The sequence below is a fragment of the Arsenicicoccus sp. UBA2120 genome (assembly GCF_002330965.1).
Lineage (GTDB): Bacteria > Actinomycetota > Actinomycetes > Actinomycetales > Dermatophilaceae > Arsenicicoccus > Arsenicicoccus bolidensis.
In genome coordinates, this window is record NZ_DCYC01000070.1 from 104,382 (window position 1) to 131,240 (window position 26,859).

24 protein-coding genes are annotated in these 26,859 nt (G+C 70.7%); 10 read left to right on the forward strand and 14 right to left on the reverse strand.

What is annotated here, in order from left to right; all coding sequences use genetic code 11:
* Positions 1-48: 48 nt before the first annotated feature.
* Positions 49-891 (forward strand): GIY-YIG nuclease family protein, encoded by an 843-nt coding sequence (locus tag B2P18_RS10675; protein ID WP_019286023.1) that lies wholly within the window; start codon positions 49-51, stop codon positions 889-891.
* A 68-nt stretch (positions 892-959) separates the two neighbouring features.
* On the opposite strand, the gene B2P18_RS10680 is transcribed toward B2P18_RS10675, so the two are convergent.
* The 4 genes from B2P18_RS10680 to hemQ all read right to left on the reverse strand — a co-directional run bounded on the left by B2P18_RS10680 (position 960) and on the right by hemQ (position 3,805).
* The gene (locus tag B2P18_RS10680) at positions 960-1,331 is read right to left on the reverse strand and encodes a VOC family protein (protein WP_286958939.1); all 372 of its coding nucleotides are present in this window, start codon (positions 1,329-1,331) and stop codon (positions 960-962) included.
* 46 nt (positions 1,332-1,377) lie between these two features.
* Positions 1,378-2,061 (reverse strand): GOLPH3/VPS74 family protein, encoded by a 684-nt coding sequence (locus B2P18_RS10685; RefSeq protein WP_286958943.1) that lies wholly within the window; start codon positions 2,059-2,061, stop codon positions 1,378-1,380.
* Positions 2,062-2,150: 89 nt separating this feature from the next.
* Positions 2,151-2,852, reverse strand: a complete 702-nt coding sequence (locus tag B2P18_RS10690; RefSeq protein WP_019286025.1) for a hypothetical protein — start codon at positions 2,850-2,852, stop codon at positions 2,151-2,153.
* Positions 2,853-3,076: 224 nt separating this feature from the next.
* A complete protein-coding gene (gene hemQ / locus B2P18_RS10695) occupies positions 3,077-3,805 on the reverse strand; it encodes a hydrogen peroxide-dependent heme synthase (RefSeq protein ID WP_029210517.1) in 729 nt (242 codons plus the stop codon).
* A 106-nt stretch (positions 3,806-3,911) separates the two neighbouring features.
* Here hemQ and B2P18_RS10700 point away from each other — a divergent pair, with 106 nt between their 5' ends.
* Positions 3,912-4,823: a DUF4349 domain-containing protein gene (locus B2P18_RS10700; RefSeq protein WP_286958951.1), complete on the forward strand. Its 912-nt coding sequence runs from the start codon at positions 3,912-3,914 to the stop codon at positions 4,821-4,823.
* Between the two features lie 74 nt (positions 4,824-4,897).
* Here the strand turns inward: B2P18_RS10700 and tpiA are convergent, their stop codons facing one another.
* The 7 genes from tpiA to uvrC form a co-directional block, all read right to left on the reverse strand.
* Positions 4,898-5,686: a triose-phosphate isomerase gene (gene tpiA, locus B2P18_RS10705; RefSeq protein ID WP_019286028.1), complete on the reverse strand. Its 789-nt coding sequence runs from the start codon at positions 5,684-5,686 to the stop codon at positions 4,898-4,900.
* A 102-nt stretch (positions 5,687-5,788) separates the two neighbouring features.
* Complete coding sequence (locus B2P18_RS10710) at positions 5,789-6,985, reverse strand: phosphoglycerate kinase (protein WP_286958953.1); 1,197 nt, start codon at positions 6,983-6,985, stop codon at positions 5,789-5,791.
* A gap of 13 nt (positions 6,986-6,998) precedes the next feature.
* Positions 6,999-8,000, reverse strand: a complete 1,002-nt coding sequence (gene gap, locus B2P18_RS10715; RefSeq protein ID WP_286958334.1) for a type I glyceraldehyde-3-phosphate dehydrogenase — start codon at positions 7,998-8,000, stop codon at positions 6,999-7,001.
* A gap of 109 nt (positions 8,001-8,109) precedes the next feature.
* Positions 8,110-9,090 carry a DNA-binding protein WhiA gene (whiA, locus tag B2P18_RS10720; RefSeq protein WP_286958333.1) on the reverse strand — a complete coding sequence of 327 codons (981 nt, stop codon included), beginning with the start codon at positions 9,088-9,090 and terminating at the stop codon, positions 8,110-8,112.
* A 79-nt stretch (positions 9,091-9,169) separates the two neighbouring features.
* Positions 9,170-10,108, reverse strand: coding sequence for a gluconeogenesis factor YvcK family protein (locus B2P18_RS10725; protein WP_029210504.1), 939 nt, complete (start codon positions 10,106-10,108; stop codon positions 9,170-9,172).
* Positions 10,105-10,980, reverse strand: a complete 876-nt coding sequence (gene rapZ, locus B2P18_RS10730) for an RNase adapter RapZ (protein WP_034251598.1) — start codon at positions 10,978-10,980, stop codon at positions 10,105-10,107. The genes B2P18_RS10725 and rapZ overlap by 4 nt, the downstream gene beginning before the upstream one ends.
* 339 nt (positions 10,981-11,319) lie before the next feature.
* Positions 11,320-13,392 carry an excinuclease ABC subunit UvrC gene (gene uvrC, locus B2P18_RS10735; RefSeq protein WP_286958969.1) on the reverse strand — a complete coding sequence of 691 codons (2,073 nt, stop codon included), beginning with the start codon at positions 13,390-13,392 and terminating at the stop codon, positions 11,320-11,322.
* Between the two features lie 397 nt (positions 13,393-13,789).
* Here uvrC and B2P18_RS10740 point away from each other — a divergent pair, with 397 nt between their 5' ends.
* From B2P18_RS10740 to B2P18_RS10760, 5 genes are all read left to right on the forward strand, one after another.
* The gene (locus B2P18_RS10740; protein ID WP_286958971.1) at positions 13,790-15,019 is read left to right on the forward strand and encodes a branched-chain amino acid ABC transporter substrate-binding protein; all 1,230 of its coding nucleotides are present in this window, start codon (positions 13,790-13,792) and stop codon (positions 15,017-15,019) included.
* 91 nt (positions 15,020-15,110) lie between these two features.
* Positions 15,111-16,058 carry a branched-chain amino acid ABC transporter permease gene (locus B2P18_RS10745; protein ID WP_286958974.1) on the forward strand — a complete coding sequence of 316 codons (948 nt, stop codon included), beginning with the start codon at positions 15,111-15,113 and terminating at the stop codon, positions 16,056-16,058.
* Positions 16,055-17,791: a branched-chain amino acid ABC transporter permease gene (locus tag B2P18_RS10750; protein WP_286958978.1), complete on the forward strand. Its 1,737-nt coding sequence runs from the start codon at positions 16,055-16,057 to the stop codon at positions 17,789-17,791. The genes B2P18_RS10745 and B2P18_RS10750 overlap by 4 nt, the downstream gene beginning before the upstream one ends.
* Positions 17,788-18,681 carry an ABC transporter ATP-binding protein gene (locus B2P18_RS10755; RefSeq protein WP_019286040.1) on the forward strand — a complete coding sequence of 298 codons (894 nt, stop codon included), beginning with the start codon at positions 17,788-17,790 and terminating at the stop codon, positions 18,679-18,681. Before B2P18_RS10750 ends, B2P18_RS10755 begins: the two co-directional genes overlap by 4 nt.
* A gap of 2 nt (positions 18,682-18,683) precedes the next feature.
* The gene (locus B2P18_RS10760) at positions 18,684-19,394 is read left to right on the forward strand and encodes an ABC transporter ATP-binding protein (RefSeq protein WP_275442271.1); all 711 of its coding nucleotides are present in this window, start codon (positions 18,684-18,686) and stop codon (positions 19,392-19,394) included.
* A gap of 95 nt (positions 19,395-19,489) precedes the next feature.
* On the opposite strand, the gene B2P18_RS10765 is transcribed toward B2P18_RS10760, so the two are convergent.
* Positions 19,490-19,963: a VOC family protein gene (locus B2P18_RS10765; RefSeq protein ID WP_239263563.1), complete on the reverse strand. Its 474-nt coding sequence runs from the start codon at positions 19,961-19,963 to the stop codon at positions 19,490-19,492.
* 156 nt (positions 19,964-20,119) lie between these two features.
* On the opposite strand from B2P18_RS10765, the gene B2P18_RS10770 reads away from it, so the two are divergent.
* From B2P18_RS10770 to B2P18_RS10780, 3 genes are read left to right on the forward strand one after another with little or no spacing between them, the layout of a single operon-like run.
* Complete coding sequence (locus tag B2P18_RS10770; RefSeq protein WP_239263561.1) at positions 20,120-20,686, forward strand: dihydrofolate reductase family protein; 567 nt, start codon at positions 20,120-20,122, stop codon at positions 20,684-20,686.
* Between the two features lie 3 nt (positions 20,687-20,689).
* The gene (locus tag B2P18_RS10775) at positions 20,690-21,085 is read left to right on the forward strand and encodes an ArsR/SmtB family transcription factor (protein ID WP_376783670.1); all 396 of its coding nucleotides are present in this window, start codon (positions 20,690-20,692) and stop codon (positions 21,083-21,085) included.
* Positions 21,082-21,567 carry an SRPBCC family protein gene (locus tag B2P18_RS10780; protein ID WP_286959005.1) on the forward strand — a complete coding sequence of 162 codons (486 nt, stop codon included), beginning with the start codon at positions 21,082-21,084 and terminating at the stop codon, positions 21,565-21,567. Before B2P18_RS10775 ends, B2P18_RS10780 begins: the two co-directional genes overlap by 4 nt.
* Positions 21,568-21,573: 6 nt before the next feature.
* On the opposite strand, the gene B2P18_RS10785 is transcribed toward B2P18_RS10780, so the two are convergent.
* On the reverse strand, positions 21,574-23,895 hold the full coding sequence (locus tag B2P18_RS10785) for an SCO7613 C-terminal domain-containing membrane protein (RefSeq protein WP_286959009.1): 2,322 nt from the start codon (positions 23,893-23,895) through the stop codon (positions 21,574-21,576).
* A gap of 87 nt (positions 23,896-23,982) precedes the next feature.
* On the reverse strand, positions 23,983-26,859 hold a 2,877-nt coding region (gene uvrA, locus B2P18_RS10790), incomplete at its 5' end, for an excinuclease ABC subunit UvrA (RefSeq protein ID WP_286959015.1).

Genomic DNA, 26,859 nt, shown 5'->3' on the forward strand with positions numbered 1-26,859 from the left:
GCAGGTGATCCGGGTCGCTCAGGCTCTAACACCGACACAGTGAACCCCATGAGCCTCGACCATGACATCCCCCTGACTTTGGGCCACCTGTTGAGCCTGTCGGGTCTCGACGCTTCTGACGTTCTGGTCTTGAGGCACACCTTCAAGAACGCGGTGCTGGAGATTGATGCCGCTTCTGACGAGGAAGTGCTCGACTACACCCGGGCACAGTCGCATGGCAACAAGGTGGGCTCACGTCCGCCGCGCATCTGGCTCGTCTTCGTGGCTGACGGTGCCCGCCGCTCGCGGTTCCATGCCTCCTACGAGAACCATGGAGAGATGGACGCCGAGCGCACGGACACCCACCGCTTCTTTGATCTGCGCCCCAGCACCACCTTGGCGTCCATGCAGAAACGACTGGTCATCGAGTGGTCCAAGGACCCCGTCAACTGGGCCAAGCAGGGGGCTTCCGCAGCAAAGCTCCCAGTCCTCGAGATCGCCGACCGCGACAAGGTGCCGTTCCCCGGGTTCGACAACTTGCTCATCGGGCATGACCTGCTCAAGTCAGTGGTGAACGAGCAGGAGGGCCGCTACAGGGACTGGCGGGTGGCCCTGCGATCGGTCAAGGGGGTCTACCTGATCTCCGACGCAAGTTCGGGCAGGCTCTACGTCGGACGGGCTGATGGGACTGACACACTGCTCCAGCGCTGGACGGCCTATGCCCAGACCGGTCATGGGGGCAATGTCGAGCTGAAGCGGCTGATCCAAGGGGACCCAGCCCATCCCCGACATTTCGTCTTCTCCATCCTGCGCGTTTTCAGTCCAGCTGCCACCCCGCAGGAGGTCGCCCGGGCGGAGAGTCACTACAAGCAAGCGATGCTGACCCAGCTATTCGGCCTGAACCGAAACTGAACTACTCGGCGTTCCGACCGTATGCCGTCCCGCGCCCGCTCCCCGACACGGGCCGGGCGTCTGCTCCGTCAGGAGTGGGCGATCGCGTGGCGCGGCTGGTAGATCAGGATCCCGTCCGCGCCGGGGACCTCGACCGTCGCGCCGATCCCCCACCCCATGTCCTGGGTATCGCCCGTGAAGGTCGCTCCGCGCGCCTCCAGCTCGGCGCGCGTGGCGGCGACGTCGTCGCACATCAGCGCGATCTCGTGGTGGGTGCCGGTGGTCCAGGCCTGACCGTCCTGCTCCGACACCGTCGGGTGGACGCCCAGCTCGGAGGGACCGGTGCGATAGATCGGCCACTCGTCGCCGCCGACGCTGGGCAGCTGCAGCACGTCGCGCAGGAACGCCCTGGTCGCGTCGGGGTCGTCGGAGTAGATGAGGGTGTGCACGGCGGTGATCATGCGGCGAGCCTAGCGATCGCCCGCCAGGCCCGTCGCGCCTCCGAGATCAGCTGGAGCCGCTCGTGGAGGAGACGGTCGCCACCGTGATCGCCGTGATCATCGCGGTGTTGGCGGACTGCACCGCACGGGCGACGCCGTCCGCGCCGGGCCCCGCGGACTCCGCGACGGCCTTGATCCGTCGCTTGAGGTCGCCCTTGTCCAGGCCGACCTCGTCGGGGTCGAAGACCTTGGTGCCCAGCTCCAGGCCGTGGACCAGCCCGATCAGCGCGTGCTGCTCGACCGTCGGCGAGGCTCCGCGCAGCACCTCGCCCAGCCCGCGGCGCAGCTCGGCCTCGCGGCTCGTGTCGACGATCGGGTAGCGCTGCGGCTTGAGGCCCAGCATGCCTGCCTCCTCGACGCGCACGACCCCACGTCGCGCGAGGTAGTCGCCGACCTCACGCTCGAGCTTGCGGGCGGCGCCGGGGATCACCGAGGAGAGACGCTTGCCGTCCTTGTCACCGAACCTGCGCAGACCCTCGTCGAGCAGGTCGTCCCCGGTCGGTCCGGCGTCGAGGACCCGCAGCTTCTTGCCGTCGTCGCTCACGCCGAGCCGTCCGGCCGCGACGAGGTCGGAGAGCAGTGCCCCGGCGAGGCCGTAGCCCGTCTGCTGCCCCATCGACTCGGGCTTGCCGTTGTCCTTGAGGACCAGCAGGAACAGTGAGGTGGTCGTGGTGGGCTGGTTCGTCGTCATACCCACGACGCTAGGCGGGCCGGCGGCGTGGGGCATCCCCCGTGAGGATGGCTCGCCCCGCCAAACCTCCCCCTGCGGGATGACCTGCCTCAGCGGACGGACGAACCGGTGCTCGTGGCCTGGAGCCACCAGCCGCCGCGGTACTGAACTCGCCAGGTGCTGGCGGAGGGATAGTTCATCCAGCCGGTGTTGGCGTTGCCCCGCGCGTCGGTCAGGACGGACTTCTTCGTCACCCAGCGCCCGCCCTCCAGCCGCTGGAAGTCCAGGTAGGTTCGGTTGATCCGGTCCCAGCGCCCGTAGTTGTAGTAGTTAGTCGTCGCGTCCTTGTTGTAGAACTCCACGGTGCCGTTCACCTTGACATAGCGGCCGCTGCGGGCGGAGCTGACGTATGGCCTCGTGGCCGCCTTCACCGTGATGGGGCGAGAGAGGGCGCCGCAGCCGCCGGTTCCATCCATCACCTCATGGATGGTTCCGTAGGTGAGTCCGTAGTGCGCGCCGTGCGCGGTAGAGAACATGAACATGGACTTCTTGGAGGTGTCCAGATCCATGAACACGGAGTTGACCAGGCCAGCCGACGGGCTGACCAGGTTGACCACCTCGAAGCCCCCGTGGCCCGCGACGGGTGTGGGGTCGACGTTCACGGAGAAGTTCATGGCTTGCTGGTACACGTTGAGCTGGTTGGGCCCTGTGACCACGCATCCATTGCTGCTGGTCTCGGCCTGTGCGGCCGGCATGGCAGCACCCATGGCCAGCGCGATGAGGATGACGGTGGACGCTCGACGATATGACATGGACGGCTCCTGGAACGGTTGACTGGGATGGCGACACCGGTGGCGTTGTAGAGAGACGTCCGAGGCATCGTCGCGCTGGATTGCTTACCTTGCCATGCAGCCGGCACGGTCGCACCACCGGGCCCGGAAACGTGCACAGAGTGGTCTGGCCACGCCAGATCGATCGGCCTTCGTCCCATCAGCCTGGGGGACGAAGGCCGGTCGATGTAACCGCCGGGGGCGGCTCAGGGCAGGTCGGCGACGAGCTGCTCGAGCTCCACGCGCGGGCCGGTGAAGAACGGCACCTCCTCGCGCGTGTGCCGACGGGCGGCAGCCCCGCGCAGGTGACGCATGAGGTCGACGATCCGGTGCAGGTCGTCGGCCTCGAAGGCCAGCAGCCACTCGTAGTCGCCGAGGGCGAAGCTGGCGACGGTGTTGGCGCGCACGTCCGGGTAGTCGCGGGCCATCTTGCCGTGCTCGACGAGCAGGTCGCGACGCTCCTCGTCGGCCAGGAGGTACCACTCGTAGGACCGCACGAAGGGGTAGACGCAGACGTAGGCGCGCGGGGTCTCGTCGGCCATGAACGCCGGGATGTGGCTCTTGTTGAACTCGGCCGGGCGGTGGATCGCGACGTTGGACCAGACCGGGTCGCACGCGCGGCCCAGCCCGGTCCGGCGGAACGCGTGGTAGGCGCGCTGCACGGCCTCGACCGACTCGCCGTGCCACCAGACCATGAAGTCGGCGTCCGCCCGCAGCCCCGCCACGTCGTAGATCCCGCGCACCGTCACCTGACCGGCCTCGGCCAGCCCGGCGAAGAACTGCTGCGCCTCGGCCAGCAGCGCCTCACGCTCCGCCTCGTCACCCACGGAGTCGGTGACCTGGAAGACGGACCACATGGTGTAGCGGATCGAGTCGTTGATCGCGCGGACCTCGGCGGGGGACGGACGGCGGTGCTGCTGGGGCTTCAGACTCATGCCCGCATCATCCCATCCGGGACTGACAGCCCGGCACCGGGATCGTCACCCGACCGTGACCGCGCAGGTCGGAACGCTCTCGCCCGGCCGTCCGGTCTCACCTGGCATGAGGCGCAACGCAGCTCCCAGGCCGTATGCCGCACCCCTCGCTCTCGGGGTCGCCGCACTGATCGCGATGACCGCCTGCACCAGCGGGTCCGGGTCGTCCACCTCCGGAGCCGCACCGGGCGACCCCGGCCGGGAACAGCTCGCCTCCTCGGCGGCCACGCCCGGGGCCACCCCCACCGGCTCCGTCGCGGCCACGGCACCCGGGGCGTCGTCCGGAGCGCGGGCCGTCCAGAAGCGCGACGTCGTCCGCACCGGCACCCTTGAGGCCACCGTCACCGATCTCGGCGCGGCCGCTGCGCGGGTGCGGACGCTGGTGGCGTCCTACGACGGGGTCGTCGCCAACGAGGAGCTACGCCGCTCCACCGGCCCCGGCTCCTCCTCCACCGACACGTTCACCCTGCGGGTGCCCGAGGCGAGGTTCGACGCGGCGGTCGAGGACCTCGCCAAGGTCGGCACCGTCACGGCGCGGACCGTCCGGGCCGAGGACGTCACGGGCCAGGTCGCCGACACGGCCGGGCGCGTCAAGACGATGCAGGCCAGCCTCGACCGCACCCGGGCCCTGATGGCCCGCGCGGCGTCGATCGAGGACATCACCCGGCTCGAGTCGGAGCTCACGCGTCGCGAGGCCGACCTGGAGGGGCTGCAGGCGCAGCTCGCGACGCTGCGGTCGCAGGCCGCCATGTCGACGATCACCCTCTCGCTGACCCAGCCCGCTGCCGAGGCCCGCGCCGCCGAGGACCGGACGGGGTTCCAGGCCGGCTGGCACGCGGGGTGGCGCGCCGTCCTCGGCCTGCTCACCGCCCTCGCAGCGCTGCTGGGCTTCAGCCTCCCGCTGGTCCTGCCGCTCGCCGTGGTGGTCGTGCCCCTGGTCCTGTGGTGGCACCGGCGCAGGGCCCGCCGACGCGGCTGAGCGCCCCCAGCACGACGAGCCCCGGGGCCGGTCACCGTCAGGCGACCGGTCCCGGGGCTTCGGCATACGTCGGGTCAGGCGTTGTGGGCCTGGTAGCGAGCGATCTTGGCGAACTCCTCGGGGTCGAGGGACGCGCCGCCGACGAGGGCGCCGTCGACGTCCTCCTTGGCCATGATCTGCGCGACGTTGCCGGACTTGACCGAGCCGCCGTAGAGGATGCGGACGCCGTCCGCGAGCTCGGCGGAGTAGAGCTCGGCGAGCTTGCCGCGGATCGCGCCGCAGACCTCCTGCGCGTCCTCGGGGGTCGCGACCTCGCCCGTGCCGATGGCCCAGATGGGCTCGTAGGCGATGACGATGCTCTTGGCCTGCTCCTCGGGCAGACCCGCGAGGTCGGCCTCGATCTGGGCGAGCACGTGCTCGACCTGACGGCCCTCCTTGCGGACGTCGAGGGCCTCGCCGCAGCACAGGATCGGGGTCAGGCCGTGCTTGTAGGCCGCCTTGACCTTGGCGTTGAGCAGCTCGTCGGTCTCGCCGTGGCCCTCGCGGCGCTCGCTGTGGCCCACCGCGACATAGGTGCAGCCGAGCTTGGCCAGGAACGCGCCGGAGATGTCGCCGGTGTAGGCGCCGGAGTCGTGCTGCGACAGGTCCTGGGCGCCGTAGCGCAGGTCCAGCTTGTCGCCCTCGACCAGGGTCTGCACCGAGCGCAGGTCGGTGAACGGCGCGAGCACCGCGACCTCGACGGCGGCGTGGTCGTGCTTGGCGTCGCGCAGGGTCCAGTCGAGCTTCTGCACGAGGTGGGTGGCCTGCAGGTGGTCCTGGTTCATCTTCCAGTTGCCGGCCATGAGCGGCGTGCGGGATGCCATGTGGGTCTCCTTGGGAGTCAACAGTGTTGGGTCGTATGACGAGAAGGCGGCCCCGCCACCCGGGTCGGGGTCACGGGGCCGCCTCGTGTCGTGCAGCCGGCGTCAGCCGAGGATGGAGATGCCCGGGAGGTCCTTGCCCTCGAGGTACTCCAGGCTCGCGCCGCCACCGGTGGAGATGTGGCCGAACTGGTCGTCGGAGAAGCCCAGCTGCCGCACGGCGGCAGCGGAGTCGCCACCGCCGACGACGGTCAGCGCGCCCTTGGCGGTCGCCTCGACCAGGGCCTGGGCCACCGCCTTGGTGCCGTCCGCGAAGGGCGCCATCTCGAACGCACCCATCGGGCCGTTCCAGAACACCGTCTTCGCGTCGGCGACCTTGAAGGCGTAGAGCTCCGCGGACCTCGGGCCGATGTCCAGGCCCATCTGGTCGGCCGGGATCTTGTCGGCGTCGACCGTCGTGACCTCGCCCTCGGCGCTGAACTCGGCGTTGCAGACGACGTCGACCGGCAGGACGATCTCGACGCCGGACGCCTCGGCCCGCTCGAGGTAGCCCTTGCAGGTCTCGACGTTGTCCTCGTCGAGCAGGCTCTTGCCCACCTCGTGGCCCTGGGCCTTGAGGAAGGTGAAGGCCATGCCGCCGCCGATGAGGAGGCGGTCGGCCTTGCCGAGGAGGTTGTCGATGACGGCGAGCTTGTCGGCGACCTTGGCCCCGCCGAGGACCACGGCATACGGCCGCTCGGGGTCCTCGGTCAGACGCTTGAGGACGTCCACCTCCGTCTTGACCAGGCCGCCCATGGCCGCCGGCAGGATCTGCGCGACGTCGTAGACGGAGGCCTGCTTGCGGTGCACGACGCCGAAGCCGTCGGACACGTAGGCGTCCGCGAGCGACGCGAGCTCCTTGGCGAAGGCCTGGCGCTCGGACTCGTCCTTGCTGGTCTCGCCCGGGTTGAACCGGAGGTTCTCCAGGAGGGCCACCTGGCCGTCCTGCAGCCCCTCGACCGTGGCCTTGGCCGACTCCCCCACCGTGTCGGTGGCGAAGGCGACGTCCTGGCCGAGCAGCTCACCCAGGCGGGCGACGACGGGCTTGAGCGAGTACTTGTCCTCCGGGGCACCCTTGGGGCGACCGAGGTGGGCGACCACGACGACGCGGGCACCCTGGTCGGTCAGCTCCGTGATGGTGGGCACGGAGGCCCGGACCCGGCCGTCGTCGGTGATGCGGTCACCGTCGAGCGGCACGTTGAGGTCCGAGCGGACGAGGACTCGCTTGCCGCGCAGGTCACCCAGGTCGGCAATGGTCTTCATCTCGGGACTCCGATCAGAGCTTGGAGCCGACGAGGGCGGTCAGGTCGACGAGGCGGTTGGAGTAGCCCCACTCGTTGTCGTACCAGCCGACGACCTTGACCTGGTTGCCGATGACCTTGGTCAGGCCCGCGTCGAAGACGCAGGAGGCCGGGTCGGTCTCGATGTCCTTGGAGACGATCGGGTCCTCGGTGTAGACGAGCTTGCCCTTCATGGCGCCCTCGGCGGCCTTCTTGATGATCTCGTTGACCTCCTCGACGGTGGTCTCGCGCGAGGCCTCGAAGGTGAGGTCGGTGGCGGAACCGGTCGGGGTCGGCACGCGCATGGCGTAGCCGTCCAGCTTGCCCTTGAGCTCGGGGAGCACGAGGGCGACGGCCTTGGCGGCACCCGTGGTGGTCGGGACCATGTTGAGGGCGGCGGCGCGGCTGCGGCGCAGATCCTTGTGCGGGCCGTCCTGGAGGTTCTGGTCCTGGGTGTAGGCGTGGATGGTGGTCATCAGACCCTTGACGATGCCCAGGCCGTCGTTGAGCGCCTTGGCCATGGGGGCCAGGCAGTTCGTGGTGCACGAGGCGTTGGAGATGATCGTCTGGGAGCCGTCGTACTTGTCGTCGTTGACGCCCATGACGATGGTGATGTCCTCGTTCTTCGCCGGGGCGGAGATGATGACCTTCTTGGCGCCGGCGTCGATGTGCGCCTTGGCCTTGGTGGCGTCGGTGAAGAAGCCGGTGGACTCCACGACCACGTCGACCTCGTTGGCCTTCCACGGCAGGGCGGACGGGTCCTTCTCGGCGAAGGCCAGGATCTTCTTGCCGTCCACCGTGATCGACTCGTCGTCGTAGGTGACCTCGCCGGGGAAGCGGCCGAGGATCGAGTCGTACTTGAGCAGGTGGGCCAGCGTCTTGTTGTCGGTGAGGTCGTTGACGGCGACCACCTCGATGTCGGCACCGGAAGCCACCACGGCGCGGAAGAAGTTGCGGCCGATGCGGCCGAAGCCATTGATCCCAACGCGAACAGTCACGTCTTGAGCCTTCCTAGAGGGTCTTCAACTTGGCGCTGTCCACCCTAGTCGGAAGTGCTGCCGGACGCGTGGTCGGGCCGTGACCGGTCCGAGATGTGGGCCGACCGGCTCACAGGTCGAGCATGTCCGGGGTCAGGTTGGCCTCGGTGCCCGGTATGCCGAGATCCTGGGCCCGCTTGTCCGCCATCGCCAGCAGGCGCCGGATCCGGCCCGCGACGGCGTCCTTGGTCATCGGCGGCTGCGCGAGCTGCCCGAGCTCCTCGAGGCTGGCCTGCTTGTGCTCGAGGCGCAGCGTCCCCGCCTGGCGCAGGTGGTCGGGCACCTCCTCGCCGAGGATCTCCAGGGCTCGCTCGACCCGCGAGCCGGCAGCGACGGCGGCGCGCGCCGAGCGACGCAGGTTGGCGTCGTCGAAGTTGGCCAGGCGGTTGGCGGTGGCGCGCACCTCGCGCCGCATCCGCCGCTCCTCCCACGCCATCACCGCGTCGTGCGCGCCCATGCGCGTGAGGATCTGGCTGATCGCGTCGCCGTCGCGGATGACCACGCGGTCGATGCCGCGCACCTCGCGCGCCTTGGCCGCGATGGAGAACCGCCGGGCCGCTCCCACGAGGGCGAGCGCGGCCTCGGGGCCCGGGCACGTGACCTCGAGCGCCGAGGACCGGCCGGGCTCGGTCAGCGAGCCGTGGGCGAGGAAGGCGCCGCGCCAGGCGGCGACCGCGTCGTCGGTGGCGCCCGAGACGACCTTGGGCGGCAGGCCGCGGACGGGACGGCCGCGGGGGTCGATCAGGCCGGTCTGCCGAGCGAGCGCCTCGCCGTCCTGGGCGACACGCACGAGGTAGCGGCTGCCCTTGCGCAGCCCGCCGGCGGACAGCACCCCGATCTCGCTGGTGTAGCCGTAGACGTCGGCGATGTCCTTGACCAGGCGCCGCGCGACGGAGCCGGTGTCGAGCTCGGCCTCCACGACGATGCGTCCACCGACGATGTGCAGACCACCGCTGAACCGGAGGATGGCGGAGACCTCCGCCTTGCGGCACGAGGGCTTGGTGATTTGGAGCCGACTGAGCTCGTCCTTGACCATGGCCGTCATCGACATGAGTTCCATCCTGACAGTAGGCCGCACGTTGAGTGGGCGAATTCGGCACGTTTCGTACAAAGGTGACAGCGCAGTGTAGTCAGCTCATGATGTCACGGTAGGCGGCGGCGAGCCGGAGCGAGTCGTGCTGGCCGGGGTTGCCCGCCGTCGCCACCTTGGCCACGACCAGTTCCGCGCCGAGCGTCGCGGCCGCGCGCCGCAGCGCCGGCTCGTCGACGACGACCGAGGGGTCGGCCAGCACGACGTCCAGCCGCATCCCCGGGGCGTGCGCCGCGAGGACCTCGAGGTGCCGCTCGGCGGTGAAGCCGGACGTCTCCGAGGTGTCCAGCTCGAGGTTGAGGTTAAGCAGCCGTCGCGCCCGGGTGCGGACCAGGGCCTCGCGCAGCTCCGGCACGAGCAGGTGCGGGATGACCGAGGTGAACCACGACCCGGGCCCCAGCACCACCCACTCCGCGTCGTCGATGGCCTGCACCGCCTCCGGACTGGCGGGAGGGTCCTGCGGGACCACCGCGATCGACGCGACCTGGCCCGGGGTCTTGGCGACCGAGGCCTGACCCCGCACCGTGCTGAGCGCATCGGGCTCCGCCGGGTCCAGCCCCCGGACGACCGCCTCGATGGTGAGTGGCACGGCGGCCATCGGCAGCACCCGTCCGCGGGCGCTGAGTAGCCGGCCGACCATGTCCAGACCACGCACGGTGTCGCCGTAGTGCTCCCACAGCGACAGGATCAGCAGGTTGCCGAGGCTGTGACCGCCGAGGGGCCCCTCCCCCGCGAACCGGTGCTGCAGCACCGCCGCCCACGTGGTGCCCCACTCGTCATCGTTGCAGAGCGCCGCCAGCGCCATACGGAGGTCACCGGGGGGAAGGACGTCGAACTCCTCGCGCAACCGGCCCGAGGAACCGCCGTCGTCGGCGACCGTCACGACCGCAGTGATCTGGTCGCTGACCAGGCGCAGGGCAGACAGGGTCGCCGCCAGGCCGTGGCCTCCCCCCAGCGCCACGACCCGGGGGCGACTCACTCGCGCCCCAGGTCTCGGTGGACGGTGATGGTGCCCACCTCGGGGCCGGACAGCTCGCGCGACAACCGCTCGGCGACCGCCACCGAACGGTGCTTGCCGCCCGTGCAGCCCACCGCCAGCGTGACATAACGGCGTCCCTCGCGGACGTAGCCGCTGATCATCGCGTCCATCATCGCCACGGCCCGCTCCACGAACTCGTCGGCGCCCAGCTGGTCGAAGACGAAGCCGGCCACCTCGGGGTCACGGCCGGTCTTGCTGCGCAGCTCGGGCACCCAGAAGGGGTTGGGCAGGAAGCGCATGTCGAGGACGATGTCGGCGTCCAGGGGTATGCCGTACTTGAACCCGAAGGACATGACCGCCACCCGCAGGCGCGGCCCTCGCTCGGAGTCGAAGATCTGGGCCATCTTGGCCGAGAACTGGTGGACGTTGAAGCCGCTCGTGTCGACGATCGTGTCGGACACCGAACGGATGTCGCCCAGCCGGCGCCGCTCCTCCTGGATCGCCTCCAGCAGTCCCCCGTCACCCTGCAGCGGGTGCGGACGGCGCACGCTCTCGAAGCGGCGCACGAGCGTCTCGTCGGTCGCGTCCAGGAAGACGACCCGCGGCTGCCAGCCCAGGTCGCGCAGCTCCTGCAGCGCCTCCGACAGCGACTCGAACATGTCCCTCGACCGGACGTCGACGACGGCCGCGACCCGCAGCACCTCCGGCTGCTTGTCCCGCAGCAAGGTCGCCATCGGCGCCAGCATCTGCGGCGGCAGGTTGTCCGTGACGTACCACCCCGTGTCCTGCAGCACGTTGGAGGCCGTCGACCGTCCAGCGCCGGACAGACCCGTCACCACGACGAACTCGTGGCGCCGCGACACGAGCGGCATGTCCGCGGTGTCAGGATCGCCGGACCGCCGGGAGGGTTCGCCCGGGCGGGCGTCGGACTCGCGCTGCTCGGTCGGCTCGACCACAGGTGGGCTCCTTGTCGGGTGGGCGGGTCGGCGTCAGTCTAGTCAGCGGAGACGCCGCGGCGACGCAGCGCGAGGGGCCTCGCTCGTCCCTCGCTCGTCCCTCGCTCGTGTCCTCACGCTCTCGTCGCCACTCCGGGCCTCGCTCGTCCCTCGCTCGTGTCCTCACGCTCTCGTCGTCACTCCATTCCCTTCGGAGCGACTCCTCGGCGCTCCGGGCCTCGCTCGTCCCTCGCTCGGGTCCTCACGCCGTCGTCGTCACTCCAGCACCTCACCGGTCGTGAGGTTCACCGCCGGCTCCGCCTGCTCCCCCGCCAGCCGGGCGTGCACCACCTGCGCCAGCGCCGGGCCGATGCCCTGCACCTCCTGCAGCTCCTCGGCGGTGGCACCGCGCAGCCGCTTGACGGAGCCGAAGCTCCGCAGCAGGGCCTTCTTGCGGGCCTCGCCGAGCCCCGGTATGCCGTCCAGCGCGCTCGTCGTCATTGCCTTGGACCGCCGCTGCCGGTGGAAGGTGATCGCGAAGCGGTGGGCCTCGTCGCGCAGCCGCTGCAGGAGGTAGAGCCCCTCGCTCGACCGCGGCAGGATCACGGGGAAGTCCTGGTGCGGGACCCACACCTCCTCGAGCCGCTTGGCCAGCCCCACGAGGGCCACGTCGTCGATGCCGAGCTCGTCGAGGACCCGCTGCGCCGCGTTGACCTGAGGCAGGCCACCGTCGACCACGACGAGCTGCGGGGCGTAGGCGAAGCGGCGGGGCTTGCCCGTCTCGGGGTCGATCCCCGCGGGCGTGTCGGGGAGCCCGGCTCCTGGGTCCCCGGCCGACCCCGCGGCGGTGCCACCTGCGGCGACCTCCCCGGCGACCTCCCCCTCACCCTCTGCGGTGGTGCTCCCCTCGGTGAGCGTCTCGCCCTGCGCCTCCGCCTGCGCCAGGTGTCGGCGGAAGCGGCGCATGAGGACCTCGCGCATGGCGGCCGTGTCGTCGACGGTGGCGCCCGACGTCTCGTCCCCCCGCACGATGAACCGGCGGTACTCCCCCTTGCGCGGGAGCCCGTCCTCGAACACGACCATCGACGCCACGACGTTGGTGCCCTGCACGTGCGAGACGTCGTAGCACTCGATCCGCAGGGGGGCCTCGTCGAGCTCGAGGGCGTCCTGCAGCTCCTGCAGGGCCTGGCTGCGGGCCGTGAGGTCACCGGCGCGCGTGACCTTGTGGCGGGCGAGCGCCTGGTCGGCGTTGCGCCGCACCGTCTCCATGAGCTGACGCTTGTCGCCCCGCTGCGGCACGCGGACCTCGACCCGGGCCTGCCGCAGCTCGGTCAGCCACTGCTCGACGGCCTCGGCGTCCTCGGGCAGCACGGGGACGAGTACCTCGCGCGGGACGCCCTCGCTGCTCTCCCCGCCGTAGACCTGCTGCAGCAGCCGCTCCATGAGCAGCGGCAGGGACGCGACGTCCTCGGACTCGCGCTCCACCACCCAGCCGCGCTGGCCGCGGATGCGCCCTCCGCGGACGTGAAAGACCTGGACGGCGGCCTCGAGCTCGTCGTCGGACACCGCGAAGACGTCGGCGTCGGTCGCGTCGCCCAGCACCACCGCTGACTTCTCGAGGGCCTTGGTCATCGCCCCGAGGTTGTCGCGCAGCACGGCGGCGCGCTCGAACTCCAGGGCGGACGACGCGGCCTGCATCTCCCGCTCGACGCGGCGCACGAACCTGGTCGTGCTGCCGGCCATGAACTCGCAGAACTCCTCGGCGATCTCGCGGTGCTCCTGCGGGCTGACCCGGCCGACGCAGGGCGCCGAGCACTTGTCGATGTAGCCGAGCAGGCAGGGCCGTCCGACCTGCGCGGCCCGCTTGAAGACCCCCGAGCTGCACGTCCGCACGGGGAACACCTTGAGGAGCAGGTCGAGGGTCTCGCGGATCGCCCAGGCGTGGCCGTAGGGCCCGAAGTAGCGCGTGCCCTTGCGCTTGGCGCCGCGCATGACCTGGGCCCGGGGGAAGTCCTCGCCCATGGTGACCGCGAGGTAGGGATAGGACTTGTCGTCGCGGTACTTGACGTTGAACCGAGGGTCGAACTCCTTGATCCAGGAGTACTCCAGCTGCAGCGCCTCGACCTCGGTCTTGACGACGGTCCACTCGACCGAGGCCCCGGTCGTCACCATGCATCGCGTCCGCGGGTGCAACGCACCGATGTCCTGGAAGTAGGAGCTCAGCCGCGACCGCAGGGACTTCGCCTTGCCGACATAGATGACCCGCCCCTCCTTGTCACGGAAGCGGTAGACGCCCGGGTCCACCGGGATCTCCCCCGGGCGGGGTCGGTAGGAGGAAGGATCAGCCACCCGACAACCCTATGTCGCAGCACCGACAGGCCCTCCACGACGACTCCACCACGACCTGCACGACACTGCCGGCGACGACAGCCGCCCGCGCCCGTCATCCGTTCGGCCCAAACGACCCGAGTGGCCTGCGGCTGCGCCCGGGTTTGCCGCAAGCGGTCGCTCTGCGGCGACGAACGGTCACCCGGGACCATGACCCGGCGCTAGCCGGGCGGCATACGGAGGCAAACACAGCCAAACGCACGGGGTGACGCGCCAAGTCACTGGTCACGGGGAGGTCACAGTCACGCTGCGGCTTCGACCGGACCCTGGTAGGACCTGCCCAGCCGCCCTATTGTCAGCCGCACTTGAAGCGGTCGTCGACGATGACGGCGGCTCCCCACACCCTCTGGGAGGAAACGTGCAGCAGCGATCCTGGATGACCCTCGGTGCCACAGCACTGGCGGCGTCCCTCGCACTGTCGGCCTGCGGCTCGCGCGAGGCATCCACGACCAACACTGGCTCCGCGGGCTCCGGCTCGGGCGCCACCAAGACCGCCAAGATCGGCGTCATCGCCCCCGTCTCGGGCGACCTGTCCGCGCTGGGCCTCGGCATCCAGCACTCGGTCGAGCTCGCGGCCAAGAAGGCCAACGACAGCAACGCCGTCCCCGGCTGGAAGTTCGAGGTCGTGACCAAGGACGACGAGGCCAAGCCCGACGTCGCCAAGAACGCCGCGACCGCGATCGCCGCCGACAAGGACGTCCTGGGGGTCGTGGGGACGCTCAACTCCTCGACCTCGCAGTCCGTCCAGCCGGTGCTCTCGACGGCCAAGATCGTCCAGATCTCGCCCGCCAACACCAACCCCTCGCTGACCCGCGGAGCCAAGTTCGCCGACTCCCCGCAGCGGATGTACCCCTCGTACTTCCGCACCTGCACCACCGACTCGGTCCAGGGCCCGTTCGCGGCCAAGTACCTCCTCGACCAGGGCATCAAGCAGGTCGCGACGATCCACGACAAGAAGACCTACGGCCAGGGCCTGGTCGAGGCCTTCACCGCGGAGTTCAAGAAGGGCGGCGGCACGGTCGTGGCCGCCGAGACGATCAACCCGGACGACTCCAACTACGGCCCGGTCATCTCCAAGATCAAGCCGTCGGCCCCCAAGGCCATCTACTACGGCGGTGAGTACCCGCAGGCCGGCCCGCTGTCGCAGCAGGCCAAGTCGGCCGGTCTCGCGGTCCCGGTGATGGGTGGCGACGGCATCTTCGCCGCCGACTTCATCAAGCTGGCCGGCGCCTCGGCCACGGGTGACCTCGCCACCTCGGTCGGCGCCCCGACCGACACCCTCGAGAAGGGCAAGACCTTCCTCGCGGACTACAGGACGGCCGGCTACAAGGAGCCCTCCGAGGCCTACGGCGCGTACTCCTACGACGCGGCGAACGCCATCATCGAGGGCGCCAAGACGGCCCTCAAGGACGCCAAGTCGGTCGAGGACGCCCGCGCCAAGATGGCCGACGCGGTCGGCAAGGTCGCGATCGACGGCGTGACCGGCAAGGTCGAGTTCGACGAGTACGGCGACACCAAGACGCGCACCCTGACGGCGTACAAGGTCGAGGCCGGCAAGTGGGTCGCCGCCAAGACCGGCACCGCCTGATCGGGAGATCGCCTGACGAGCTCCATCGGAGGCGGGGAGGCCAACCCTCCCCGCCTCCAACCCCTGTCATCACTCGATCGAAGGTGCCCGCATGCATTTCCTGCAGTACCTGGTGGACGGAGTGACCCTCGGTTCCCTCTACGCCCTGATCGCCGTCGGCTACACCGTCGTCTACGGCATCGTCCAGCTCATCAACTTCGCGCACGGCGAGGTCTTCATGATCGGCGCGTTCGGCGCCATGTCGACCTACCTGCTGCTGTTCAAGGGCCAGACCTCGATCTGGATCCTGCCCGTCCTGATCATCGGCGCCATCCTCGCCTCGGTCCTGACGGCGGTCCTGATGGAGCGCGTGGCCTACCGGCCGCTGCGCAACGCGCCCCGGCTCGCCCCGCTCATCACCGCCATCGGCATCTCGGTCCTCCTGCAGGAGGCCGTCCGCCTCTTCTACGACCGACCCGGGCTCTTCGTCGACTGGAACCCGCTCGAGTTCCCCAGCGCCAAGTCCAAGATCTCGTTCCCGCAGATCGAGGGCGTGACCGGCGCGGCCTGGACCTTCGGCGGCGTCAGCCTCGCGCGTCCTGCGCTGTTCACGATCGCGTCCCTGCTGGTCTCGGCCGCCTTCCTGTGGTGGTTCGTCAACCGCACCCGCACCGGTCGCGGCATGCAGGCCGTCTCCCAGGACCCTGACACCGCCCGCCTCATGGGCGTCGACGTCGACCGCATCATCGTCGTGTCCTTCGCGCTCGGCGCGGCGCTGGCGGCCATCGCCGGCGTCGCCCAGGGGCTGCAGGACGGCACCATCGGCTTCCGCATGGGCTTCCTCTACGGCCTCAAGGCGTTCACCGCCGCCGTGCTCGGAGGTATCGGCAACATCCAGGGCGCCGTCGTCGGTGGGATCGCCCTCGGCATCGTCGAGGCCTTCGCCACCAACCTGTTCCCCTCCGACTGGAAGGACGTGTGGGCCTTCGGGCTCCTCATCGTGTTCCTCGTCTTCCGCCCCCAGGGCATCATGGGCGCTCGGGTGGTGGACCGGGCATGAGCACCGTCACCTCTCCCTCGGGCGACGCCCGTATGTCGCGACGCGGGGCCGCCGCCACTCCGGCGGACCTCGAGCCCCGACTGACCCGTGCGTGGATCGTCGGCATCGTCGGGTCCCTCCTGCTGATCGCCAGCGCCTTCCTGCCCTGGACCTACGACCCGGCCCTGCTGGGCAACGTGACCATCGCGGGCTACCCCGCGCCGGTGCAGCTGATGGCGATCGCCCTCGGCCTGCTCGCGCTGTTCATGACCCTGGTCCGCAAGGGGCCCCTAGCACGCCTGGGCCGGCGCCTCGGCTCGCCGTCGGGGCTGAAGCGCCTCGGCGCCGGCGCCCTGGTGTTCATGCTGCTGGTGCTCGCCGGGGTCGCCACCTCCGACCCGGCCCTGATCGCCGCCGCCGACCCCGGCCTGTGGATCGGCGTGGTGGGCGCCGCCCTGATCGCCGCCGCCGGCTTCCTGCTGCCGGTGCACAAGGCTCGGGCCGAGCCGCACCAGCGCTTCGCCGGCTGGGTCGAGATCCTCATCATCGTGGCGCTCGTCGCGCTGGTGCTCTTCGGCGCCGCCTACGGCCTCGGCATCGAGGACGCCTGGGTGTTCGTGCTGTTCCTGACCTTCGTCTTCGCGGCCGGAGCCGGCCTGTCCGGCGGCGGGTTCTTCGACTGGCTCTCGGTCGTCGCGGCGCACCACAGCCGGGTCCTGCTCCTGGCGACCTTCATGGCGGCGTTCGCCTTCCCGTTCACGCAGGGTGGGTCCAACGCCAACATGTCCATCGCGACCCAGGTCATCATCTTCGCCGCCACCGCGATCGGCCTGAACATCGTGGTGGGTCTGGCCGGCCTGCTCGACCTGGGCTACATCGCCTTCCTCGGCGCCGGTGCCTACGTCGCGGCGATGCTCTCGGAGTCCACCTTCGCGACGATCGGGTGGCACCCGCCGTTCCTGGTCGTCGTCCTGATCGGCGCCTGCTTCTCGGCCGTCATGGGCCTGATCATCGGCGCCCCCACCCTCCGGGTGTCGGGCGACTACCTGGCGATCGTCACGCTGGCGTTCGGCGAGATCTTCCGCCTGGCGATGAACAACCTCGACGGCACCCACGGGCCCAACCTCACGCGCGGGCCCAACGGCATCCCCGCCATCCCCGACCTGGAGTTCTTCGGCTTCAACTTCGGCACCACGCACAACATCTTCGGCGTGGACATCCCCCGGTTCGCCAACTACTACTTCCTGCTGCTGCTGCTGATCGGCCTGATCACCCTGGTGTTCAGCCGCCTCAACGACAGCCGCATCGGACGTGGGTGGATCGCGATCCGCGAGGACGAGAAGGCCGCCGAGGCCATGGGCGTCAACGTGTTCGGGCTCAAGCTGCTGGCCTTCGCCGGCGGCGCGTTCCTGGCCGGCCTCGCCGGCACGGTCAAGGCCCACCACGACCAGTCCGTCACCCCGGACCAGTACCAGTTCCTCGAGTCCGCCTTCCTGCTCGCCGCCGTCGTCCTCGGCGGCATGGGGACCATCGGCGGCGTCCTGCTCGGTGCCGTGGTGCTCAAGCTGCTGCCCGAGAAGCTCCGGTTCTTCAGCGAGTACCGCCTCCTGATGTTCGGGCTCCTGCTCGTGCTGATGATGCGCTTCCGGCCCGAGGGCCTGGTCGCCAACAAGCGTCGGCAGCTGGAGTTCCACGAGGAGGACGAAGAGCTGGCCGACGAGGTCCAGCACGTTCACGTGGAGAAGGTGTCATGAGCACGCGAGTCGACGAGCGCCCGGGCGACCAGCCCTCGGGCGCGCCCACCCCCGGCGGAGCCGTCCTGCTGGAGGCCCGCGGCGTCACCATGCGCTTCGGTGGCCTCACGGCCGTCAACCAGGTCGACATGGTCGTCCGCGAGGGCGAGATCATGGGTCTCATCGGCCCCAACGGCGCCGGCAAGACGACCTTCTTCAACTGCCTGACCGGGCTCTACAAGCCCACCGAGGGCCGGGTCGCGCTGTCGGGCAAGGAGATTCCGCCGAAGCCCGGCCTGGTCGTCAAGGAGGGGATGGCCCGCACCTTCCAGAACATCCGCCTCTTCGGCAACATGACCGCCCTCGAGAACGTCATGGTGGGTCGGTTCTGCCGCACCTCGGCGGGCCCGTTCACCTCCATCGTGCGCGGCCCGAAGTACCGCCGCGAGGAGCGCGAGACCCGCGAGCGGGCCCAGGAGCTGCTGGAGTTCGTGGGACTGGGCGGCTCGGCCGAGCTGCTGGCCCGCAACCTGCCGTATGGCGACCAGCGCCGCCTCGAGATCGCCCGGGCCCTGGCCACGGACCCCAAGGTGGTGCTGCTCGACGAGCCGACGGCCGGCATGAACCCGCGCGAGACCGAGCAGGCGCAGCAGCTCATCTTCCGGATCCGCGACAACGGGATGGCGGTCGTGGTCATCGAGCACGACATGCGCTTCATCTTCACCCTCTGCGACCGGGTGCTCTGCCTGGTCCGCGGCGAGGCGCTGGTCGAGGGCGCGCCCTCGGTCGTCCAGTCCGACCCGCGGGTCATCGAGGCCTACATCGGGAGCCCGGACACGGACGAGTCGGACGCCGAGCTCGACGCCGAGATCGGCAACGAGCTCCACGCCGACAAGGAGGAGGGCCGATGAGCATGCTCGAGGTAAAGGACCTGCGGGTCGCCTACGGCAAGATCGAGGCCGTCAAGGGCATCTCGTTCGACGTCGAGGAGGGTCAGGTCGTGTCGCTGATCGGCACCAACGGCGCCGGCAAGACGACCACGCTGCGGACCATCTCCGGGCTGCTGCGACCCGCCCGCGGCTCGATCTCCTTCGAGGGCAAGCGGATCGACGACGTCCCGGCGCACAAGATCGTCACGCTGGGCCTGGCCCAGTCGCCGGAGGGTCGCCGTATCTTCCCCCGCATGACGGTCGAGGAGAACCTCATGCTGGGCGCCTTCGCCCGCAGAGACGGCTCCCCCGCGGTCAAGCAGGACCTGGAGGCGGCCTTCGAGCTGTTCCCGATCCTGCGGGAGCGCCGCGCCCAGCCGGCCGGGACCTTCTCCGGCGGCGAGCAGCAGATGCTGGCGATGGGACGCGCGATGATGTCCCGCCCCCGCCTGATGCTGCTCGACGAGCCGTCGATGGGGCTGTCGCCGCTCATGATGAAGAAGATCATGTCGACGGTGCAGACCCTCAAGGCCCAAGGCACGACCATCCTGCTGGTCGAGCAGAACGCCAACGCGGCGCTCAAGATCTCCGACGTCGGCTACGTCCTCGAGGTCGGCAAGATCGTCCTGCGCGGCACCGGCACAGAGCTCCTGTCCTCGGACGAGGTGCGCAAGGCCTACCTCGGGGAGGAGTGACCGCACCGTTGCGGAGACCGTGGCCGCTGACGGCGTCTGCTGACGGTGGGCTCCGACCCCGCACGACCCGGGGGTCGGGGCCCACCGCCGTGCTGTCACCCCGCAGCCGCCGCCTCGAGCGCGGCGACGTCGAGGCGCACCATGGTCATCATGGCGGCGTTGACCCGCGACACCACCTGCGGGTCGGGCGAGGAGAACAGCTCGAAGAGCCGGCGCGGCACGACCTGCCAGCTGAACCCGAACCGGTCCTTCAGCCAGCCGCACTGCGACTCCTGCCCGCCCACGAGCAGCGCCTCCCAGACGCGATCGACCTCGGCCTGGTCATCGCAGACGACCTGGAGGGAGACGCACTCGCTGAAGGGGAACTGAGGTCCGCCGTTGAGCCCGGCATACGGCCTGCCGTCGAGCTCGAACTCCACCACCATGACCGACCCCGGCTCCCCCTTGCCGCCGTCCTGGGGATAGGGGATGTCGGTGAGGATGCGTGAGTTGGGGATGACGGACGTCCACAGCCGGGCGGCGTCCACCGCGTCGCCGTCGAACCAGAAGACCGGGGTGACTCCTTGCATGGTGGTGCCCCTCTCGTCGGGTGCCCAGCCGTATGCCGGTGCGCCCTCCCCCAGTCTGGACCCGGGCCATCGCGCGCGGAACCCGCTCGACCCTTGCGGTACCGGTCCGGCCGGGCGTAACGTACAACCATTCTGTTGTATATCTGAGGAGAAGCCGTGCGCCCCATCATCGTCACCGCGTTCATGTCCCTCGACGGTGTCATGGAGGCCCCGGGTGGCGAGCCCGGTCACCGCAGCAGCGGCTGGACCTTCAAGGACATCGAGCTCGACCCCGCCGCCTACGAGCTCAAGGGGCGCGAGCAGGAGGAGGCCGGCGCCCTGCTCGTCGGTCGCACGAGCTACGAGGCGTTCGCCCCGGTGTGGCCGTCCATGACCGAGGAGTTCCCCGGCTACAACGCGATGCCGCGCTACGTCGTGTCCACGACGCTAGAGCAGGAGGACCCCCGCTGGCCCGCCACGATCCTGCGCTCGCTCGACGAGGTGGCCGCCCTCAAGGAGTCCGACGGCGGCCCGATCATCGTCCACGGCAGCGCGACCCTCGGGCACGGCCTCGCCGACGCCGGCCTGGTCGACCGCTACCACCTGCTGGTGTTCCCGGTCCTCCTCGGTGCGGGCAAGCGACTGTTCAGCGACACCGACAAGGACAAGCAGCCCCTCGAGGTCGTGGAGTCCCAGACCTATCGGAACGGGATCACCAAGATCGTCGCCGACGTCCGGCGCTGACCCGTGGGCCCCCTGACGCAGGCACCTGCGGGCGCGGCCTCCGCCGACGCAGCCACGGACCGCGTCCTGCGCGCGCTGGCCGACAGCACCCGCCGCGACATCGTGAGCCGCACCCTCGCCGCTCCCTGCTCGGTCTCGGAGCTGGCCCGCGACTACCCCATGAGCTTCGCCGCCGTCCAGAAGCACGTGGCGGCGCTGCAGTCAGCCGGCCTGGTCACCAAGACCCGGCGAGGGCGGGAGCAGCTCGTCAGCGCCGACGTGCAGACGCTCAGGACCGCCAGGGCGGCGCTGGAGGCGCTCGAGGAGACCTGGCGCGGCAGGATCGACCGGATGGGCGAGATCCTCGCCCAGGACGCACACGCTCAGCACGCCCCTCACGACAGCAAGGAGTCGTCATGACCGTCACCGACATCACCAAGGACCTGCAGGCGCGCACCATCACGGTGACCGCGTCCTTCGACGCGCCCGTCGACGCCGTGTGGGAGCTGTATGCCGACCCCCGCATGCTGGAGCGCTGGTGGGGGCCGCCAAGCCACCCCACGACCGTCACGGAGCACTCGCTCGTCCCGGGAGGTGCCGTGCGCTACGTCATGACCGGGCCGGAGGGCGAGAAGTACCACGGCTACTGGTCGGTGCGGGAGGTGCAGCAGCCGCAGCTCCTCGTCGTCGAGGACGGCTTCGCCGACGCCGAGGGCAACCCGTCCACCTCTCTGCCGAGCTCGTTGATGCGCATCTCGCTCGCGGAGGAGGCGGGGCGCACGACGCTGACCGCCGTGACGACCTTCGCCAGCCAGGAGGGCCTGCAGCAGGTCCTCGACATGGGGGTCGAGGACGGCACCCGCCAGGCCATGGACCAGATGGACGACGTGCTCATCGGGTGACGGCGCTCACCGCAGCGCAGCGGCATAGGACCTCACCCTCCGCAGCTCGGCGAGACGGGCCTCCCAGGTCACGCCGAGCGCGACGAGGACGGCGCCACCGACGGCCAGGGGCAGCCACGGCGGCAGCAGGCTGACGACCGGTGCGCACAGGGCCAGGGCGAGCGCCCCCGCGGCCAGGGCACCGACGTAGAGGTGGGCCGCCCTCCGGCGAGCAGCGCCGAGGGCGGTCAGGGCGACGGCGGCGACGATGCCGACCAGCGCCCGCACCGAGGTCGTGTCGACGACGCCCATCATCGTCGTGGGCGCGAGGGCCATCACCAGGGCCGGGAAGGCCGGCATCGACGGGGTGCGGAGCGTGAGCGTCTCCGGCAGCGCCCAGGCGCCGAGGCAGCACGCGGCCACCAGCGTGTAGGCCTCCGGCGTGGTGACGTCGGCCCGCGCCAGCAGCAGCCAGCAGGCCACGAGCAGCTGACCGGTCGCCACCATGCCCAGGGCTCGCCGCCGCCGCATGGCGGACCAGGCGGCGCAGCCTGCCGCGCCGACCAGCAGCACCGCCACCAGCTGCTCGGTGTCACCTCGGGTCAGGGCCAGCGCTGCTCCCCACCAGACGATGGCGGAGGGATCGGGGGCGGAGCGTCGGGCGTGGAGCGCGCCACCCGCCACGACGACCGCCGCCACGACAGCGGCGCCGACGGACGGGACCCATCCGGTGGCCCACCCTGCGTCCCACCCGGTGGCCCAGCCCCCGCTCGAGGCGGCACTGTGGGCGCACCACGGCACGACCAGCGCCGCGAGGACCGGGGTCGCCGGGCTGAGCCCGACGAGGCGCGGCAGATCGACGCGCCCGCCACGGAACGCGCCAGAGACGATGACGATCGCGGTCAGCGCCAGTGCCGACGCGGGCCAGGTCCAGACCAGCGAGCCCGGCTCGGGGACGGGACGCGCGGCCCGCCAGAGCCCGACCGCGAGACCCGGCGCGACGGCGCTCGCGGCGACGGCCAACCCCGGCGCCATCGCGAGCAGGCTGCGTCCGTCACCCGACAGTCGCATCACGGCCGCCCCGGTCAGACCGACCGCCGCGACCACGACCAGCGACGTCCAGGCACACCCCGCGAGCGAGAGATGCCGTGTGGCCGACAACCACCATCCGGCGAGGACGATGCCGGCCGCCACGTCGAGGGCCAGACCGACCCTGGCCCAGCCGGGCACCGTGGACCAACCGGGCACCACGGACCGGCCGGGCCCCGTGGACCGGCCGTCCGGCGTGGCTCGGCCGGCCGCGGTGCGCGCACCCACCAGCAGCACGAGCGCCAGCCAGGGCAGCGCCCATCCGACCAGCAGGGCGGCGCCGGTGACGCGCTCGGCCCGCATCGCATCGACGGCCTCCCCCATCGTGCCGAACGAGACCAGGACGAGGACGAGGCACGCGGCCCCGACGGTGGCCGGTGACCGTCGCAGGAGGGCGGGGCGGCGCACCAGCGCGGCCACCACCACGGGGATGCCGACGACCGCGAGGGCTCCGAGCCACGGCGCGTGCCCGTGCACCTGCTCCGACAGCAGCAGCCCCAGGCCACTCAGCCCGAGCGCACCGGCCGCGTCCGCGCTGCGCCACTGGACCCCGTGCGCCAGGCCCCGGCGCAGGACCCACCAGCCCACCAGGCACAGGGCGGCGAACCCGACGGTCAGGACGATCCGTGGCTCCGACGCGCGGGGCGCGGCGACGGCCACACCGATGAGGTGGAAGCCGATGGCCAGGGCACCGGCCGTCTCGGCCGACCCGGGCAGGTCGCGGCGACGCAGGACCGCCGCGGCCCCGACGGCACCCACCGCGAGCCCCAGCATGACCACCAGGCGGGCCTGCCACGGCAGGAGCATCCACGTGACCAGGGCGAAGACGCTGCCCGCACCCAGCAGGCACAGCCCCCCCACCAGGAGGAGGGTGCTGCGCACGGTGGTGTGACCGACGGGCTCCGAGCCTGGAGCGAGGTCGCCCTGCCTGGCTGGAGCTGCCATGGCCAGGCCGGCATGAGCCACCTGTCCCGAAGCAGCCGCCGGACCCGAAGCAGCCACCTGACCCGAAGCAGCCACCTGACCCGACGTGGCCGCCTGGGCGACGGGCGCCGTTGGCACGACGTGCTCGTCCGCGCAGAAGGCGGTCGGGTCGGCGATGAGGGCGCCTCTGGTGCGGTCCGCCTCCGTGAGGAGCCACGCGAGCCGGCCCACCGTCGGGTGGGTCAGCCGCAGGCGGCACCCGGGACACCGGGTGACGGAGGTGGGGAGGTCGGCGCTGCAGACGGGGCAGGACTGGGGGTCGAAGAACCTGGCCATGAAGCACATGCTGGCCAGGACGCGACGCCCCGCCCAGAGTATGCCTACCCAGGTGACCCCCAGCCTCGTCCCGAAGCGGCGCGAGGGTCAGGCGGAGCGCGGGGCTGCGGCCTTGCGCGGTGCTGACGTCGTGGCGGCGGCCTTCTTGGCGGTTGCCTTGCCCTTGGTCGTGGACGCCGCCTTGCCGGAGGTCGTCGCCGCGGCCTTCTTGGCGGCGGCCTGGGCGGCCTTGGCTGCCTTCTTGGCCGCACCCTTGACCGGCCGCTCCACCGGCGCCGCCATGGAGACGTCGGACCGCTCGGTGGTCTTGGCCAGCACCGGCCCGAGGAAGCGACCGGTGTAGGAGCCCGGCACCTCGGCGACCTGCTCGGGCGTGCCGGTCGCGACGACCGTGCCACCACGGTTGCCGCCCTCGGGCCCCATGTCGACGATCCAGTCGGCGTTCTTGATGACGTCGAGGTTGTGCTCGATCACCAGGACCGTGTTGCCCTTGTCGACCAGCCCCTGCAGCACCAGCAGGAGCTTGCGGATGTCCTCGAAGTGCAGACCCGTGGTCGGCTCGTCGAGGACGTAAATGGTGCGGCCCGAGGAGCGCTTCTGCAGCTCCGCGGCCAGCTTGACGCGCTGCGCCTCGCCGCCCGACAGCGTGGTGGCCGGCTGCCCGAGGCGGACATAGCCGAGGCCCACCTCGACCAGGGTCTTGAGGTGGCGGGAGATCGCCGGCACGGCCTCGAAGAAGGTGGACGCCTCCTCGATGGGCATGTCCAGCACGTCGGCGATCGTCTTGCCCTTGTAGTGCACCTCGAGCGTCTCGCGGTTGTAGCGGGCGCCGTGGCACACCTCGCAGGGGACGTAGACGTCCGGGAGGAAGTTCATCTCGATCTTGATGGTGCCGTCGCCGTTGCAGTTGTCGCAGCGACCGCCCTTGACGTTGAACGAGAACCGTCCCGGCTGGTAGCCGCGGATCTTGGCCTCGGTGGTCTGCGCGAAGAGCTTGCGCATGTGGTCGAACACCCCGGTGTAGGTCGCCGGGTTGGAGCGCGGCGTGCGGCCGATCGGCGACTGGTCCACGTGGACGACCTTGTCGAGGTGCTCCAGACCCGTCACCGTGCGGTGCCGCCCGGGCACCTGACGGGCACCGTTGAGCTTGTTGGCGAGCACGGTGTAGAGGATGTCGTTGACCAGGGTCGACTTGCCCGAGCCGGACACGCCGGTCACCGCGACGAGGTTGCCCAGCGGGAAGGACACGTCCACGCCGTGCAGGTTGTGCTCCTTGGCGCCGACGACGGACACCTCGCGTCCCGGCTCCTGCGGGCGGCGGACGGCCGGCATGGGGATCTCGCGACGGCCCGACAGGTAGCGCCCGGTGAGGGACTCGTCGTTGGTGAGCAGGTCGGCCACCGACCCGCTGTGGACGACGTGCCCGCCGTGCTCGCCGGCGCCCGGGCCGATGTCGACGACCCAGTCCGCGGTGGCGATGGTGTCCTCGTCGTGCTCGACGACGATCAGCGTGTTGCCGAGGTCCCGCAACCGGGTCAGCGTCTCGATCAGCCGGTGGTTGTCCCGCTGGTGCAGGCCGATGGAGGGCTCGTCGAGGACGTAGAGCACACCCACCAGCCCGGACCCGATCTGCGTCGCGAGGCGGATCCGCTGCGCCTCGCCGCCGGACAGCGTGCCGGCCGGACGGTCCAGCGAGAGGTAGTCGAGGCCGACGTCGAGCAGGAAGCCGAGCCGCGCGTGGATCTCCTTGATCACCCGCTCGGCGATCTGCTGCTCGCGGGCCGTGAGCTCCACGTCGCGCAGGAAGGCCGCGCACTCGTCGATGGACAGGGCGCACACCTCGGCGATCGACCGGCCGCCGAGGAGGATCGACAGGATCTCCGGCTTGAGGCGCGCTCCGTTGCAGGCCGGGCACGGGATCTCGCGCATGTAGCCCTCGTAGCGCTCGCGCGACCACTCGGACTCCGTCTCGGCGTGCCGCCGCCGCACGAACGGCACTACGCCCTCGAAGCCGGTGGTGTAGGACCGGTCCCGGCCGTAGCGGTTGCGGTACTTGACGTGGACCTTGTAGTCCTGCCCGTGCAGCAGCGCCTCCTTGGCGCGCTCGGGCAGGGATCGCCAGGGCGCGTCCAGGCTGAACGACAGGTCCTTGGCCAGCGCGTCGATGACGCGCAGGAAGTAGTCCTGGGCGCCGGAGCCCTGGGCCCACGGGGCGATGGCGCCGTCGCGGATGCTCAGCTCGTCGTCGGGGATCAGCAGGTCCGGGTCCACCTCGAGCTCGGTGCCCAGGCCGGTGCACTTGGGGCAGGCGCCGAACGGGGAGTTGAACGAGAAGGACCGGGGCTCCACCTCGTCGATGGACAGGGGGTGGTTGTTGGGGCAGGCCATCTTCTCGGAGAACCGCCGCTGCTGCGGGAGGGCCTGGCCGTCGTCGTCGACGTCGCCGCCCTTGACGTCGACGAAGTCCACGATCAGGATGCCGCCCGTCAGTCGCAGGGCCGTCTCGACGGAGTCGGTGAGCCGCCGCTTGCTGGTGCTGTCGTCACCCTTGGCGACCAGGCGGTCGACCACCACCTCGATGGTGTGCTTGCGCTGCTTCTCCAGCGTCGGCGGCTCGGTCAGCGACACGGTCTCGCCGTCCACCCGCGCGCGGGAGAAGCCCTTGGTCTGCAGCTCGGCGAACAGGTCCACGAACTCGCCCTTGCGGCCCTGGACCACGGGAGCCAGCACCTGGAAGCGCGTGCGCTCGGGCAGGGCGAGCAGCTGGTCGACGATCTGCTGCGGGCTCTGGCGGCCGACGGGCTCGCCGCACACGGGGCAGTGGGGGTGCCCGGCACGGGCGAACAGCAGCCGGAGGTAGTCGTAGACCTCGGTGATGGTCCCCACCGTCGAGCGCGGGTTGCGGTTGGTCGACTTCTGGTCGATCGAGACCGCCGGGGACAGTCCCTCGATGAAGTCGACGTC